The 14456-nt window shown below is 33.4% G+C and carries 15 protein-coding genes, 2 other RNA genes and 1 pseudogene; 9 read left to right on the forward strand and 9 right to left on the reverse strand.

The window, feature by feature from the left end:
* Positions 1–169 precede the first annotated feature (169 nt).
* Positions 170–1237 (reverse strand): recombinase RecA, encoded by a 1068-nt coding sequence (recA, locus tag HUB95_RS00690; protein WP_010963008.1) that lies wholly within the window; start codon positions 1235–1237, stop codon positions 170–172.
* A gap of 624 nt (positions 1238–1861) precedes the next feature.
* On the opposite strand from recA, the gene HUB95_RS00695 reads away from it, so the two are divergent.
* Entirely contained in the window at positions 1862–2824 is a 963-nt protein-coding gene (locus HUB95_RS00695; RefSeq protein WP_410543625.1) for a J domain-containing protein, read from the forward strand.
* Here the strand turns inward: HUB95_RS00695 and HUB95_RS00700 are convergent.
* Positions 2792–4081, reverse strand: a complete 1290-nt coding sequence (locus tag HUB95_RS00700) for a bifunctional folylpolyglutamate synthase/dihydrofolate synthase (RefSeq protein WP_197907432.1) — start codon at positions 4079–4081, stop codon at positions 2792–2794. The two genes, HUB95_RS00695 and HUB95_RS00700, sit on opposite strands and share 33 nt — an antisense overlap.
* The gene (locus HUB95_RS00705; RefSeq protein WP_015589354.1) at positions 4078–4668 is read right to left on the reverse strand and encodes an MlaC/ttg2D family ABC transporter substrate-binding protein; all 591 of its coding nucleotides are present in this window, start codon (positions 4666–4668) and stop codon (positions 4078–4080) included. The genes HUB95_RS00700 and HUB95_RS00705 overlap by 4 nt, the downstream gene beginning before the upstream one ends.
* A 101-nt stretch (positions 4669–4769) precedes the next feature.
* On the opposite strand from HUB95_RS00705, the gene ssrS reads away from it, so the two are divergent.
* The 3 genes from ssrS (at position 4770) to HUB95_RS00720 (ending at position 6152) form a co-directional block, all read left to right on the forward strand.
* Positions 4770–4931, forward strand: a non-coding RNA gene (gene ssrS, locus HUB95_RS00710) — 6S RNA.
* A gap of 19 nt (positions 4932–4950) precedes the next feature.
* A complete protein-coding gene (locus tag HUB95_RS00715; RefSeq protein WP_041573611.1) occupies positions 4951–5412 on the forward strand; it encodes a type II toxin-antitoxin system RatA family toxin in 462 nt (153 codons plus the stop codon).
* Between the two features lie 53 nt (positions 5413–5465).
* Complete coding sequence (locus HUB95_RS00720; RefSeq protein ID WP_015589356.1) at positions 5466–6152, forward strand: DsbA family protein; 687 nt, start codon at positions 5466–5468, stop codon at positions 6150–6152.
* Positions 6153–6181: 29 nt separating this feature from the next.
* On the opposite strand, the gene HUB95_RS00725 is transcribed toward HUB95_RS00720, so the two are convergent.
* The gene (locus HUB95_RS00725) at positions 6182–6460 is read right to left on the reverse strand and encodes a DUF2671 domain-containing protein (RefSeq protein WP_007551133.1); all 279 of its coding nucleotides are present in this window, start codon (positions 6458–6460) and stop codon (positions 6182–6184) included.
* A gap of 251 nt (positions 6461–6711) precedes the next feature.
* Between HUB95_RS00725 and HUB95_RS00730 the strand changes: the two genes are divergently transcribed.
* Entirely contained in the window at positions 6712–7359 is a 648-nt protein-coding gene (locus HUB95_RS00730; RefSeq protein WP_015589357.1) for an O-methyltransferase, read from the forward strand.
* A gap of 1 nt (position 7360) precedes the next feature.
* Here the strand turns inward: HUB95_RS00730 and HUB95_RS00735 are convergent, their stop codons facing one another.
* Both HUB95_RS00735 and HUB95_RS00740 read right to left on the reverse strand, forming a co-directional pair.
* Positions 7361–8014 carry a glutathione S-transferase family protein gene (locus HUB95_RS00735; protein ID WP_209452438.1) on the reverse strand — a complete coding sequence of 218 codons (654 nt, stop codon included), beginning with the start codon at positions 8012–8014 and terminating at the stop codon, positions 7361–7363.
* Entirely contained in the window at positions 8011–8175 is a 165-nt protein-coding gene (locus tag HUB95_RS00740) for a hypothetical protein (protein WP_187297265.1), read from the reverse strand. The genes HUB95_RS00735 and HUB95_RS00740 overlap by 4 nt, the downstream gene beginning before the upstream one ends.
* Positions 8176–8232: 57 nt before the next feature.
* Here HUB95_RS00740 and ffs point away from each other — a divergent pair.
* The 4 genes and pseudogenes from ffs (at position 8233) to HUB95_RS00765 (ending at position 11584) form a co-directional block, all read left to right on the forward strand.
* Positions 8233–8332: signal recognition particle sRNA small type (gene ffs, locus HUB95_RS00745), an RNA gene on the forward strand.
* A 15-nt stretch (positions 8333–8347) separates the two neighbouring features.
* Complete coding sequence (dnaX, locus tag HUB95_RS00750; RefSeq protein ID WP_141457288.1) at positions 8348–9949, forward strand: DNA polymerase III subunit gamma/tau; 1602 nt, start codon at positions 8348–8350, stop codon at positions 9947–9949.
* A 21-nt stretch (positions 9950–9970) separates the two neighbouring features.
* Positions 9971–10285 carry a YbaB/EbfC family nucleoid-associated protein gene (locus tag HUB95_RS00755; RefSeq protein ID WP_041573540.1) on the forward strand — a complete coding sequence of 105 codons (315 nt, stop codon included), beginning with the start codon at positions 9971–9973 and terminating at the stop codon, positions 10283–10285.
* A gap of 350 nt (positions 10286–10635) precedes the next feature.
* Positions 10636–11584: pseudogene (locus HUB95_RS00765) on the forward strand (IS5 family transposase).
* 498 nt (positions 11585–12082) lie between these two features.
* Here HUB95_RS00765 and HUB95_RS00770 read toward each other — a convergent pair.
* The 3 genes from HUB95_RS00770 to der are packed head-to-tail and all read right to left on the reverse strand — an operon-like array spanning position 12083 to position 14443.
* A complete protein-coding gene (locus HUB95_RS00770) occupies positions 12083–12625 on the reverse strand; it encodes a demethoxyubiquinone hydroxylase family protein (RefSeq protein ID WP_006279362.1) in 543 nt (180 codons plus the stop codon).
* Positions 12600–13121 (reverse strand): disulfide bond formation protein B, encoded by a 522-nt coding sequence (locus tag HUB95_RS00775; RefSeq protein WP_015589379.1) that lies wholly within the window; start codon positions 13119–13121, stop codon positions 12600–12602. The genes HUB95_RS00770 and HUB95_RS00775 overlap by 26 nt, the downstream gene beginning before the upstream one ends.
* A complete protein-coding gene (gene der / locus HUB95_RS00780; RefSeq protein WP_010963041.1) occupies positions 13118–14443 on the reverse strand; it encodes a ribosome biogenesis GTPase Der in 1326 nt (441 codons plus the stop codon). Before der ends, HUB95_RS00775 begins: the two co-directional genes overlap by 4 nt.
* Between the last annotated feature and the right edge of the window lie 13 nt (positions 14444–14456).

Genomic DNA, 14456 nt, shown 5'->3' on the forward strand with positions numbered 1-14456 from the left:
CTATTGTTAACAATTTATCATTTATAATTTCTCATGAAAAGCTTTTTTTAACTGCTTCAGCAAAGTCTTTTTGATACAAGGTAACATTACAGATTGTTATATTAGCACATAGAATTACCGTCATACTGTAACAACCCGTCCAACACAAAATCTAATGCCTAAGTTTAGATCAGAAAACTGATTCTTCTAAAAGTTGCTCACTATCCTCGTCTATTATGATAGAATTATCATGATTTCTGAGTAAATCTCTGATTTTCGTTTCTATTTCATTTGCGACTTCTTTGTTTGTTTTTAGGTAAGTTTTTACATTCTCTCTTCCTTGCCCAAGACGTGTGTTGTTATATGAATAGTAAGCGCCTGCTTTTTCAAGCACACCAAGCTTTGCTCCCATATCTATTATTTCTCCGAGTTTTGATATACCTTCATTGTACATTATATCAAATTTCGCTTCTCTAAATGGAGGAGCAACTTTATTTTTTACAACTTTAACTCTTGTTTCATTACCTGTAATATTTTCTTTGTCTTTTATTACACCAACTTTTCTTATATCAAGCCTTACAGAAGTATAGAATTTTAATGCATTTCCACCCGTGGTAGTTTCAGGATTTCCATACACTACTCCTATTTTCATACGAATTTGATTAATAAATATCAATATACAGTTCGCTTTTGAAACGGCAGAGGTTAGTTTCCGTAGCCCATGACTTAGAAGCCTTGCTTGCAGCCCCATATGTTGATCACCCATATCACCTTCAATTTCAGCTCTTGGAGTTAATGCTGCGACAGAGTCAATAACTATCACATCAACCGCACCAGAACACACTAAATACTCAACAATATGCAACGCCTGCTCTCCAGTGTCTGGTTGTGAAATCACTAAATCATCAGTGCTTACCCCAAGTTTACGAGCATATAAGACATCCAATGCATGTTCTGCATCGATAAATGCGCATGATCCTCCTTTTTTTTGTGCTTCAGCAATCACGTGCAAGGCAAGAGTGGTTTTACCAGAACTCTCGGGGCCAAATATTTCAATTATACGCCCTTTTGGCAGACCTCCAACACCTAGAGCCGAATCAAGCGCAATTGATCCTGTGGATATTGTGTCTATTTTTTCTACAGGGTTTTGCTTCAACTTCATTATTGCACCTTTACCGAATGCTTTTTCAATCTGGCTTATTGCGTTATCTAGCGCTTTTTGTTTATCACTATTTCTTTCTTCTGGGTTACTTGCCATAGATCATTTATTAATTTATATAATTCTCTATGATAATCAAACGCGAATAACCTGCCAAGGTTTTTCTAGTATTTATGTATTATTTCAATGAAAAATATTAACGTTTTCATAAAGCAGATATTTGTTTGCCTTCGTTAGTAACACACTATACTTTAGTGTACGAACGTTGCAATTTGCAGCATAGCAGGTGGTGTCATCCAAGTAGCCAACACTGAAATGACTAAATTCGAAATGGCTACATGAATTTATTGTAAATTACTACCGTATAAGGTGCGATGCAACAAAGCCATTCCAGTGTCAGCTACTTGAATGACACCTCTTAGATGGGTCAGCTACTCAGATCTGCCATGAAAACTGCAACCCTAAATGTTGGAGCACTGTCGTACACTAAGCGCTGTAATGACAATTTTAGTCGCTTCATACACTTATCATGCTAGTCATAACAGAAATAATTTTTACCAAAGATATTTATGAAATAATTGACATAGTTTGGAAATATGTATATTATAGAACATTAATAGTTAGTTAATTTGTAGGTGTAATGTGGCTAGAAATGTTTTGAATGAAAATAAGTACCACGCTTTAAAGCAGTTGTTTTTAACATTTAATATTCAAAAGGAGGATGTGGTAAATTCTGACATTAAGAATATTAAGAAAAAGCTTAGTCAACAATACCGTAAATTATCGTTAAAATATCACTCAGATAAAAACCCAAACAATAAAGAAGCGGAGGAGAAATTTAAGGTTATTGCATTAAATAAGCCATTTTTTGAAGAATTTATAATAGAGCCATTGGAGAAAGGTCTCAATAAAAGAAATAATTTTATAAAAGAATTACGCGGTAAGTTGTGGAGTCGCAGTTATGAAGAATTGCAAAAATACTTAGATGATAAGTGCAGAAATAAACTCTATAATAAGCAGCAGTCAATTAACAATAATGTAACTGCTTATGTAAAATATTCTTCTTATTCAAATCTCTTAGGAGTTCTTTTAGTATCCTTCACATCAATTGCATTTTTAATAATTAATGGTATTTCTTCTAATGTACCAATAGCAGTAGGTTTTCTTGCTCCCTTGTTAGCAGGATCTATTTTGAGTCTAGCTGTTAAGAGCATTTATACTAGAAATGGGAAAGAGTTTAATCATCAGACTAATATTTTATTATTGTTTAACTTTGACCAAGAATGCGAAAATTTTTCAAAGAGTGATAGGACTAAATTAAAGTGGCTAAAAAATTCAGTTATTTTGAGCAACACAATCTGTACATCTTTAATGTTTTTCGGTGTGGGATTAGATTTAGTTGCCAACGGCTTTGGTATAACTAACTCTATGATGTTATCCGGCTTATTACTTTCATTACCATTCACGCTTTTAATTGTTACTTCACCTATTTTAAATGCTGCAAGTAATTATATTCTCAAAAAGACAGCTATAAATTCAATTGAGGAGCAATTTAAAGGTGATGATCAGTTTATAGAAGTCGATAACGAAAAGCCAAGCAGTACTATGAGCAATCAAAGTTATTTCCCCATCGGTCAGTTAATATCATCAAAGTTAGCTATTCTCCATAGCGAAGTCTCTAGCTAGGAACAATGAGCCACAGATTAGTATGGTTTTGACGTTTTGGATAGAGGCTTTTAATATGTGATTTGATATTGCATCGCCAATTGACTCACACTCAATTGCTTTTATTCCTATGTTATTGGCTTTTTCCCTAGTCAAGTTTGTATTTGTTGCTTTGGGCTCAGACTTAACACAAACCGCACATAGTAGCTTGATATATGGCTTTAAGTGCTCTAAGAACTCTTCCACATTTCTGTTACGAGTAACACCAAAAATTATATAGATACCTTCAGCAAAATTATCTTTTACCCACTGAAATAGTACTCTAGCACCATCATTATTGTGCGCACCATCTAAAAATAATTGCCAATCTTTTGGTAGTAAAGAAATTAAATTGCCCTCTTTTATACGCTCCAGTCGTGCAGGCCAATAAGTGCACTGTAAACCTGAAGTGATATCCTCTTCTCCAATATCAAATCCATATTTTCCACTCAAAATGCTACATGCTGCAATAGCATTGCCTGCATTGATTATTTGGTGATCACCCTTTAAAGACGGCAAAGGAAATTCTATTGATTGAATAGCTGATTGGAAAACCATTTTGTTGTTCTTTTTTTTGCAATTCCATTCAAAACCTCCTCTATATAAGGGAGATTTCTTATTTATTGCGTGGTATTCTAGCGTGTTCATTATAGATTTTTCTTGTGGTGCTATCACGCAAGGAACATTAGGTTTCATTATTCCAGCCTTTTCACCTGCTATAATTTCTATAGTAGGGCCAAGATATTCCGTATGATCAAGTGCAATGGAAGTAATTATTGTTAAAATCGGACTATCTATAACATTTGTTGTATCAAGTCTTCCACCCATACCCACTTCAATTAAAGTTATATCGGCTTTGTGACGAGAAAAAGCTAAAAAAGCTGCAATAGTTGCAGCTTCAAACAGAGTGATAGGTTGTTCTGCAATTACGGCACGGCATTCTTCTAACAAGCTATATAATTCATTATCGTCGATATAACTGCCTGCAATAACTATTCTTTCATTAAAATTCACCAAATGTGGAGAAGTGTATGCGTGTACCTTATACCCTGCTGCTTGCATTATATATCTTATAAATGCTAGTGTTGAGCCTTTCCCATTAGTTCCAGCTATATGAATTACGGGAGGCACTTTTTTCTCGGGATTATCTAGTTTACTAAGAAAGCTTTTTATGCGATCAAGAGAAAAATCATTCGGCCTGCTACCAAGTGGCTTAGGCCAATGAGGCATATATATCATAGATTATTGTTACATTTTAATTCACCTATCACACTTGCTATGCCATGCGTGTCAATCTTCTCACTAAATTGAGAACGTTGATTAATAGCAATACTTATTCCACTCATTACAACATCACTTATCAAGAAAGAACTGTGATTTTTAGTAACTTTAAAATCAATATTTGTAAATTCTTCATCACCGTAAGAGAACCTTGTGCCAATTAAGCAAGTTTCATCGTCAACTGCTTTTGTACTCATTATGATCATTTCACTATTACTCATGTATTTAGATAAAATTTTAACGCACAAACGTGTAAGATACACTTCATACTCTCTTAAGAAATCTTCCCTTTCCTTCCGGGTAGTCAAAACCCAATATTTTCCCATGACAAATCGAGATATTTCTTTGAGGTTAACATTATTCTGAATGACCTCCTGAAGCTTTTCGTGTACATGCTCTAGGTTTTTTCTATTTCCTTTTGTAGATATGCTGTCTACTTGTTGTTTCATAGTATGCACAAAAATTTTGTGATCTGTACAATTAGTGTAAGCACTTGAAGAAATTACAATAAAAACAATAATGATTAAAACTTTAGTAATATTCATAAGATATACTTAAAATGCAAAGTTTAATAAAGATTAAATAACAATTACTGACTTTAATATACCTATAGACATGCCCTGTGTAAATCATCTATAATTCAAGTAGGGGTCTGTGCTATGCGTTATGAGTTAAGTTAAATTTCCCGAGCGATAATTTCTAGAGAAGGGAATTGCCTCTGCTGGTTTCGTTGAAACTAATATGCGATGCCCACCTTAACTTCAGGTCTCAGGAATCTACTAAGGCTGACGGTAGATACGGATCCTTTTTTGATTGGTACTAAATTTATGCTTCATCAATACAGAGAACAAGGTACCTTCCTATGTTCGCCTAATGAAGTATTCCAAATTGTAATTGATGTTGAAAGGTATCCTGATTTTGTTCCTTGGTGCAAAGCCGTTTATATAAAAGAAAAAATTGACAATCAAATGGTTGTGGACCTTCTAGCAGCTTTTCATGGAATTAAAGGAAGATATACATCAGAGGTAACCTTTCTTTCTCCAAGTAGAACAAACGAAGGTTGGATAAAAGCTGTATCATCAAATGGAATATTTAAACATCTATGCAATAAATGGCAATTCATTCCCATAGATGAAAATAAAACTATGGTAAAGTTTTATATAGAGTTTAAGTTTAAGTCCAACTCATTTTCAACCCTATTAAACTCAGTATATAAATATACACAAAGTAAAATAATTGCTGCATTTAAAGACAGGGCTGAAAGCCTTGCTAAACAAAAGTTACCTTGACACTATTTATATAAATATATAATTTTTTTAGTAAGTTAAGTATTTATATCGTAATGATTTTTAGACTATTGCTTTTATCAATTTTTATAAGTGTTAATTCTTATGCAGTTGTTAACCAACATATTCAAAAAGAAACTAATGAAATAACATCAAAGGAGTTACTATCACTATTACCCGATGATAAATTATTAGGAGATCCAAAAGCACCAATTCTAATGATAGAATATGCTTCATTAACTTGCTATCACTGCTCTCTTTTTCATAAGAATGTTTTTCCTAAAATAAAAGAGAAATATATAGACACAGGTAAGATGTTATATATATTTCGTCATTTTCCTTTGGATTACAGAGGGCTAAAGGCTGCAATGCTAAGTCATTGCTACGAAAAACAAGAAGACTACTTTAATTTTAACAAAGCTGTTTTTAACTCAATAGATTCGTGGAATTACTACAATTTAAGTGATTTGACTTTACTACAAAGAATTGCTGCACTAAGCAACTTAAAGCAAGATGCATTTAACCAATGCATTAATGATAAGAAAATTATGGATAAAATCATAAATGATAAATCACTGGCAATTAATAAACTTGGTATCACAGCTACCCCAATATTTTTCATCAAGCTTAACGATGGTAAGTCATATATAGAGCATAATAAAGTTAAACATGAAGGGTATAAAGAGCTGAAATACCTCACTGATGTAATAGATAAATTATATGGAAAAGCTATAGTGAAGTAATACCACTGTAGCTTACCATATAAAAGACTCTATGCTGAGTCATTGTTTTTTACGACTGTTTGTTGTTTTTTACGCTCAAATTCTCTTTTTTTACTGTGCCAAGCGTAGTAATACATAGCAATTTTATTCTCTATTAATACTATTGTTCCATCATAAAACTGAACCATATCCATAACTTTTCTCTGAGCTTCATCAAAACGTTCTTTATACTTTTCACGATAAGCTGGATTATTTAGTAACATAACCCCTTCATTCTTGTTAGATTTTTTGTTTAACGTTTCAACTTCGCTAGCAATAGTATAAGACATATAACCCCCTCTAATTGATTATAAAAATTATATTTTAATAAAGAGAAATGCGCATAAACAATCTCTTTAATTCCAGCACAATAATCGACTGCTTATTATACTAGTTAACTATAGTACAATATATAATAATTCTTGTCACTTAAAATTTTATACTATGAAATAATAACTTAAAATAAATGTTTTTATTATTTCAAACTATATTATTATATTTATAAATTGTGTATGAATTAAGCTTCCCTAATTTATAATCTATGCGTAATAATTTTAGTATAAAATTGTCATACATAAGAAATCTATTTGCAAAAGAATTTAAAACAATAGAAGAATATTGTATTCTTGAAAAAAAGCAACATATTCAGATCGGCCATGAAGAAGGAAAGCTATTAAGTTTATTTATAAAAATCCATAAAATCAAAAGTATTGTTGAGATTGGCACGTTATACGGTTATTCGTCGATTTGCATGGCAAAAGCTCTACTGGAAGATGGTCACATATATACAATAGAAAATAACCCTCAATACTCAAGAATAGCAAAAAAAAATTTTAGTGCTTTTAATCTGAGTGATAAAATTACTCTAATAGAAGGCAATGCATTGGAAAAACTTAATGAATTATCAGCAAAAGCACCATTTGACATGATATTTATCGATGCTGATAAAGGTGGTTATCCTAAATATTTAGATTGGGCAGAGTCATACATTAAACAAGATGGGCTAATCGTTGCAGATAACACTCTATTGTTTAACACAGTATTTTTAGAATCGCCTCCAAAAGAAGTATCAGAAAAATCATGGCATGCTATGAGGGAGTTTAATAATAGATTATCAGATGAAAAAAAATATTTCTCTATATTGATTCCAACTGATGAAGGAATGACTGTAGCTTTAAAGCTAACATAAGTTAAAAATCAAGGTCAGCATAATGTTTAGGAGGGATTAAACCAGAAATCCTCTCTAATAATATCTCACGAAAACAAGGCTTTGATTTAACAATGGAGTACCATTCTTTTAAAATTTTACTTTTTTCCCATGGAAAACTACTTACATAGTCTATTACAGAAATATGCGATGCTAAAGTAATATCAGCCAAAGTGAACTTATCGGTTGCAAGACAAATGTTCTTGTTAATTAAGTGTTCAACATATTCTATATGGCAAAGCAGATTATGCTGAGCTGCATAGATAAACCTAGAATCAGGGCTGCGGTTAGTAATTACTTTTTCATTCATAATATACTTAGTAACTTCATTGTAAAATTTGTTATCGAACCAATTGATTAGAGCGCGTATTTTAGACTTAATAATAGTGGATGAACCAAATAATTTGACGTCGCTATTGTAAGTTTCTTCTATATATTCACAAATGGCATTACTATCCGCTATTACAAAGTTATTATCTATTAATACTGGTACTTGCCCGGTTGGATTGATCTCCATAAATTCATTCCGTTTTTCCCACGGATTTTCATACACTAGATCACAGCCCAACTTTTTTTCTTTGAGAAGGGCTCTAACTTTTCGTGAAAATGGACAAAGAGGAAAATGATATAAAATCATAATATTCCTCTTTTGTTATCCCAGTACCTATAGGTTGTTATTCCAGTGTGTGACACTGAAATCCACATCTTTTTTCTCTGGATCCAAGTTGGGATGACAAGAGAAGAGTATTTTAGGTAACAGTTGTTTACTCCAAAGTAATGTTGCAAGAGGTCTAACATATAAATTATAAGACTAATATAGGATATACCTTGCTAAATAAAAAAAAAAGTATAATATTTTATAAGGTATGCAGGCAAAAACTCTGTAATTTGGTCAGATCAGAAATGAAGCAGCCATATCAGAACCTTTTTGGGTTGCATACCTACTTCATTATTTGTTTTATCCGAAGCTGTGAATATAGCATTAAAACATCGTCCTAGTAGCTTTAAAGATCTAGTAGGTCAAGATATATTAGTGCGTGTATTAGAAAATGCTTTTATTTTAAACAAAATCCCACAATCTATACTGCTCTCTGGTAGTAGTGGAGTTGGTAAAACCACCACTGCAAGGATAATAGCTTTATGTTTGAATTGTTCCCTGGGGCCAATTTTTGAACCTTGCGGATCATGTGAAAATTGTCTAGCAATAAAAAATTCAAGCCATCCAGATGTGATTGAAATCGATGCAGCAAGTCACACTAGCATTGACGATATTAAAGTAATCCTGGGAGATATTTGCTATTCACCTATAAGCTCTAAATTCAAAGTCTACATTATAGATGAAGTACATATGTTATCCAGCAGTGCATTTAACGCATTACTTAAAACCCTAGAAGAGCCACCATCTAGTGTAAAATTCATTTTAGCAACTACGGAAATAAAAAAGATACCGATAACTATTATTGCACGTTGTCAAAGATTTGATTTACACAACATTCCTGTAGCTAAAATAGTGGAACGTTTAAATGATGTTGCACAAAAAGAGAGTTATTCTATTGAAAAGGGAGCATTAGAATTAATTGCACGACACTCTGGAAATTCAATGCGTAACGCCTTGTTTTTGATGAATCAAGCAGTGCTATATAGCAAAGATGGTGCAATATCCACTAAAAATGTGACAGACATACTTGGCCTAGTGGATAAAGATATTATATTTGATCTATTAGGGGCAATATTAGAAGGTGATTTACAGAAAGCTCTATCAGTGTTTGACAAGGCGATAAAAACAGCAAACCCACTTAGTATTTTTGAAGGTCTATTGCAAACAATTCAGTTAGTATGCCGTTTTTTAATTACGAAAGAGATTGATAGTGCAGTTACAGAGTATGAAAAGAATAGGATAAAAGATTTAAGTATAAAGAGATCTTTAATATTTTTTTCAAGATTGTGGAAGGTGTTGCTTAAAGGTATTCAAGATATAAAAACTTCAACATGCAACGATGTTGCTGCTGAAATGATGCTAATTAGTCTTTGCTATCTCTCTGATCTACCTTCTCCAGAACAGGTGATCAAAAAAGTTCTTTCACAAAATGTAGAGCAAGGAAATAGACAGGGCAGACCTGTTGCACCTTCCCCCTCTGTCATCCAAGTAGCTGACTACTCAGATCCAAAAAAATATGTGGAAAGTAAACAACAACCCCACTCTGTCATCCCAGTGCGTGATACTGGGATCCATGTGGAAAATAAACAACAAAATTACGATTTTGATAAGATTTTGCAACTATTAAGGCGGAGTAACCAAATTTATCTTTACAAACAACTGTGTAATAATCTACAATTAATAGATTGTAAACCTGGGTATTTAAAATTAAAAGCTGTATCTAAGTTGGACAGTAATTTTTGCAATGATTTAAAAAATTACTTAAACCAGGCAACTCAGCAGGAGTGGGTTATTACAGTTGATACGGGTTATATAAACAGGGAAGTGAGTAATTTAAATTATGCACCTGCAGTCAAGGATATACTTGACATGTTTAAAGGTGCAAAAGTAGTTAATATAGAAAATAAGGAGTAAGTTGTGGATTTTAGTCAAATAATGAAACAAGCGCAAGAGATGCAAAAAAAGCTTGCAGAAGCTCAAGAAAAATATATTGGAAAAGAGTTTCAAGGTATTTCTGGTGGTGGCAAAGTTTCTGTATTAGTGGAAGTCATAAAAATAGGTAGCTATAAAGCTAAAAAGGTGAACATAGACTTAGAACTTATGAGAAATGAGGAAAAAGATATAGTAGAGGATTTAGTAACAGCAGCGTTTAATGATGCCGTTAAAAAAGCAGAAGAAGATATGGCAAATGCAACTTCTGATCTCGCAGGTATGATGGGTTTACCACCTGGATTTAAACTTCCTTTTTGAATTTACTACTGAAGTTTCTTTTAGTGTAAGTATTTTTTTTCTAATACTAGACTTCTTTATATAATGCGCCTATAGCTAGCACAGCCCTATGTCATACCGCAATTCATTCCACAACTGTACGAACATTGCAATATGGCACATAGTAAACGATGTCATTCCAGCCTGGAATCCAGCCTTGCCGTAATCTCATCAAGAACGTTATGTTTTAACATAAAACGGCTACTTTTATGCTTACCAACTTAATAAAATTCCTGATCCCAGTGGGCTTTGTTGCATCGCTCAAGTGAAAAGAACTGGCAGTTACTGACAAAATTCATTATAAATAGCCATTTAACTGTTGAAGAAAAAATATGCCACAAAAAATGAGAGTCAGTAACTGCCATGAATATAACAAATTTCTCCAAGAAAGAGGAAGCATTTTTTGTTATATCAATGACGCCATAGAAAATTGGTACGAGAATTGTCCAAAAATGCAGGGCGGCAACTATATTTATAGTGATAAAGTTGTGATTTTGGTGCATATAATCGTCAGTTTCTTTAGAATTGGTTTAAGACAAACAGTCGGGTTTATAAAAGGGTATTTGCAACAAATAGGAAGAGATTTGGAAGTTATCAGCTATTCACAAGCATCAAGAAGGTTTAAGAAACTTAATATTAAGATAAATGATTGCAGAAAATAATATGGAAGATATCGAAATTGCTATAGACAGTACAGGAATTAGTATATACAACAACACTCCTGGTCACAGCAAGGAAAATAGCACTGACAGAAAATATCGTGGCTATGAGCAAACGAGAAAATTGCACGTAATGTTGAATATAAACAACAAAAAAGCCATAGCTGTAAAATACAGTAACGGTGTCTACTCTGATCACTATGGAGCTTGTGATTTGCTAAAAGAAGTTGATTTTCAGCATGCCATAAAAGCACTATATGCAGATAGAGCATGTGATAGGCACAAGTTTTATAAGTTGTGTAACGAATATGATATAAAGACAAAAATTCCACCAATAAACAATGCGGCAGAACATCCAGAAATAGATTATATGTCTGACAGGAATGCTGCTATTAGGTTAATAAAATTATACGGTGAAGATGGCATGAAAGAATGGAAAAAAGAAGTAAATTATGGGAAAAGATCTTATATTGAAGGGTTTTTCTCAAGATTAAAGCAAATATTCGGATTTAGTTTTAGGAATAAATCTGAGATAAATCGAGAAAAAGAACTGCTAATCAAATGCTATTTGCTTAATAAATTCACTGATATTGGTATGGCTAAATTTGAGATAGTTACATGAATTTACCATAAATCACCATCTCATAAAGTGTGATGCAACAAAGCCGTCTGGAATCCACAACTGTACGAACGTTGTAGTTTGGACCACCAGTGGGGTGTCATCCCAGTGCCCAGACACTGGTTCTATGCAACTTAATTAAAAACGTTTGTTTTAGTGTAAGACAATTACCTTTAGCTTATCAGCTCAGTTATAAGCAAAATTTCTGGATTCCAGACTGGAATGACACCATTTGCTGTGCAATTTACCTTCAAAAATGAATGTTCGTACAGTTGTGAACCTGTGGCAGGTATTACATAAGAGCATTTCCCTCTTCTAAATTAAAACGCACTTTTGCCTCCTTTGCAGTCTATACTTTAGATGTATTTAATTTACAAATACTAATTATTTATTAATAATGGTGATATGTAAATATAGTTATAAAATAATTGTTACACTTGAATTCCTTCCTGGTTTCTGTTGTTATCAGAACATTTAAAACACTTTAAGAAAGCTGCTTAGTTAAATTAACTTAGACAAGTAAATAGCAGTTTTGCAGCCTGTTTTTATGAATGATGATAAAATGTTGTAGCCAAATGCGCTTTCAGCATTGTGCTGAATTGCAATATCTTTGTGCTCTAACTCCTCGTCGCGAAATTTACTTATAGTTTCTCTTAATTCCCCATCTTCTAAATGTGAAACTTGCTCTTTGTAGTGCTCCCCGATAACTTCTTCAACTGCAGCAGTGCAAGCCATAGCAGCTTTTTTGCCCATAATGGCAGTTGCAACGCCAAGCGACACTCCTAAAACACGCCAAACAGGCAACAAAACAGTAGGACGAACTTTTTGCTCTTTGATTTTCTCATTAAAATAGTGAAAATGCTTTTTTTCCTGCTCTTCCATTTCAATTATTTCATTGATTATAGAAGATTTCTTAAGAATAAATTTTTGACCAGAATAAATGCAAATAGCTCCATATTCTCCAGCGTGATCTACTCTAATTGCCTGTTGCAAGAACTGATTGTTGCTGTACCTTAAATTATTTAGATTTCTTTCTTTCTCCACAATACACCTTACCTGATACGAACAGAGCTACTATGAGATAAATTAGATTCCATGTTGCTAAGGAAACACCTAGAACGTAATGAGGTCTGTCACAAGATGGAGAGTAATTAGGATTTAGTAGATTATTTCTGAGCTCTTCTATACTAACGTTACCACTTGCTTGCTCTGTACAACCTAAAACATCATGAAATAAGTGGAGTTCAAGACCTATATGATAAAAAGATATTACTGCACCTATGAGGTAGCTGCAAAACATTGCATAGATTAGAATTTTGTTGTCTTTAAGCATGCACGCTACTGCAAGTAATCCGGCGATATAGTAAACTATTCGCTCGTATGTACATAACTTGCATGGCAGCATGTTGAAAAAATATTCTAGCACATATGCAAAAATTAGAGCAGCGGCACTCGACAGCAGAAAGATTGCAGGAATTCTGGAATTATTACACATAACTTTAAGTAAATTATCCCTGAAAGTATAAAGCAGAGTATTCATTTTACATAGGGATTTTTATTTTTTTTCAAAAGCAATCTAACTGGCACACCGTCTGCAAAGAAATTTTTTCTGAGATCGTTAATTAAATAGCGTTTGTAACTTTCATCAACACTTTCAGGTATGTTACATATCAAAGAAAAAGCTGGAGGTTTAGTACCAATTTGAGCGATATACTTCATTTTAACTGCTTTGCCTTTTACAAGAGGGTGAGAATGTTTTCCTACAGCATCTATGAGCCACTTATTCAGTTTTGCAGTGCTGATCTTCTTGTTCAAGGATTCACTCACTTCAAGACACTTATCTATCACATCACCGCAGCGCATGCCTTTTAACGCAGAAATTGTTATAGTTGGCACTTCCAAGAATAACCTGGTTACTTCCTGTTGTTTGACAAATTTTATTAACCTGCTTCTGTCATCCTTACCTATTAAATCCCACTTATTTAAAACAACAATAATCCCTTTCCCTCCCTTAATTGCAGCTTCACCAATTGATAAATCCTGCTGCTCAATACCAACTAGGGAGTCTAGCATTAAAACTACCACATGAGAGCGCTTGATTGATTCCATGCTTTTCTCAACAAATCTTGATTCTAAGCCATCTACAACATTCGCCTTTCTGCGGATTCCGGCAGTGTCAATTAGAGTAATTAACTCTCCATCATGATCATATGTAATATCCACAGAATCACGTGTGGTACCTGGCTCTGAACTTGTTATTAGTCTGTTTTCTGCAAGTAAACCATTTAAAAAAGTTGATTTTCCAACATTCGGACGGCCGATGATCGCGATCCTCAGCCTACTCAGTTCATTGTTAGGTAACTCAGTGTTCTCGTTAAAATTTTCAATAACACCAGCTAATGCATCATAAAGATCAACCATGCCAAGATTATGCTCGGCAGAGATATACACCGGGCCAAGAAAATCAAAAAACTGCAAATAATCAACATTTTCGGATTTATGACTCTCGCATTTATTTGCTACTAGTATTACAGGTTTATTTATTTTTCTCTTCAGCCACTTTGCAAACTCTTCATTTCGCTCATTTTGCACTTTTGCATCAACAAGAAAGAAAATTATGTTTGAATTGGATAAAGAAAATTCGATTTGTTCAATAACTTGTAGTGAAAAATTAGTTTGGTCGTTCCATCCTCCTGTATCTATAACTTTAAACTCCAAATCGCTAATTCTCCCCATTCCCTCTCGCCTATCCCTTGTCACTCCTGGAATGTTACTCACTACTGCTGCTTTTCTTCCTACTAATCTGTTGAATAGGGTCGATTTTCCAGCATTTGGTAGGCCTACTATGGCGATTTTTAGCATAATTCAAGGGCAT

The sequence above is a fragment of the Wolbachia endosymbiont of Ceratosolen solmsi genome (assembly GCF_017869155.1).
GTDB classification, from domain to species: domain Bacteria; phylum Pseudomonadota; class Alphaproteobacteria; order Rickettsiales; family Anaplasmataceae; genus Wolbachia; species Wolbachia pipientis.

What these genes read in the sequence shown, in the direction of transcription:
- recA (WP_010963008.1), bottom strand. Translation starts at nt 1,237, where the DNA reads ATGGCAAGTAACCCAGAAGAAAGAAATAGTGATAAACAAAAAGCGCTA.
- HUB95_RS00700 (WP_197907432.1), bottom strand. Translation starts at nt 4,081, where the DNA reads ATGATATATATGCCTCATTGGCCTAAGCCACTTGGTAGCAGGCCGAAT.
- HUB95_RS00705 (WP_015589354.1), bottom strand. Translation starts at nt 4,668, where the DNA reads ATGAATATTACTAAAGTTTTAATCATTATTGTTTTTATTGTAATTTCT.
- HUB95_RS00715 (WP_041573611.1), top strand. Translation starts at nt 4,951, where the DNA reads ATGCTTCATCAATACAGAGAACAAGGTACCTTCCTATGTTCGCCTAAT.
- HUB95_RS00720 (WP_015589356.1), top strand. Translation starts at nt 5,466, where the DNA reads ATGATTTTTAGACTATTGCTTTTATCAATTTTTATAAGTGTTAATTCT.
- HUB95_RS00725 (WP_007551133.1), bottom strand. Translation starts at nt 6,460, where the DNA reads ATGTCTTATACTATTGCTAGCGAAGTTGAAACGTTAAACAAAAAATCT.
- HUB95_RS00730 (WP_015589357.1), top strand. Translation starts at nt 6,712, where the DNA reads ATGCGTAATAATTTTAGTATAAAATTGTCATACATAAGAAATCTATTT.
- HUB95_RS00735 (WP_209452438.1), bottom strand. Translation starts at nt 8,014, where the DNA reads ATGATTTTATATCATTTTCCTCTTTGTCCATTTTCACGAAAAGTTAGA.
- HUB95_RS00740 (WP_187297265.1), bottom strand. Translation starts at nt 8,175, where the DNA reads ATGTTAGACCTCTTGCAACATTACTTTGGAGTAAACAACTGTTACCTA.
- HUB95_RS00755 (WP_041573540.1), top strand. Translation starts at nt 9,971, where the DNA reads ATGAAACAAGCGCAAGAGATGCAAAAAAAGCTTGCAGAAGCTCAAGAA.
- HUB95_RS00775 (WP_015589379.1), bottom strand. Translation starts at nt 13,121, where the DNA reads ATGAATACTCTGCTTTATACTTTCAGGGATAATTTACTTAAAGTTATG.
- der (WP_010963041.1), bottom strand. Translation starts at nt 14,443, where the DNA reads ATGCTAAAAATCGCCATAGTAGGCCTACCAAATGCTGGAAAATCGACC.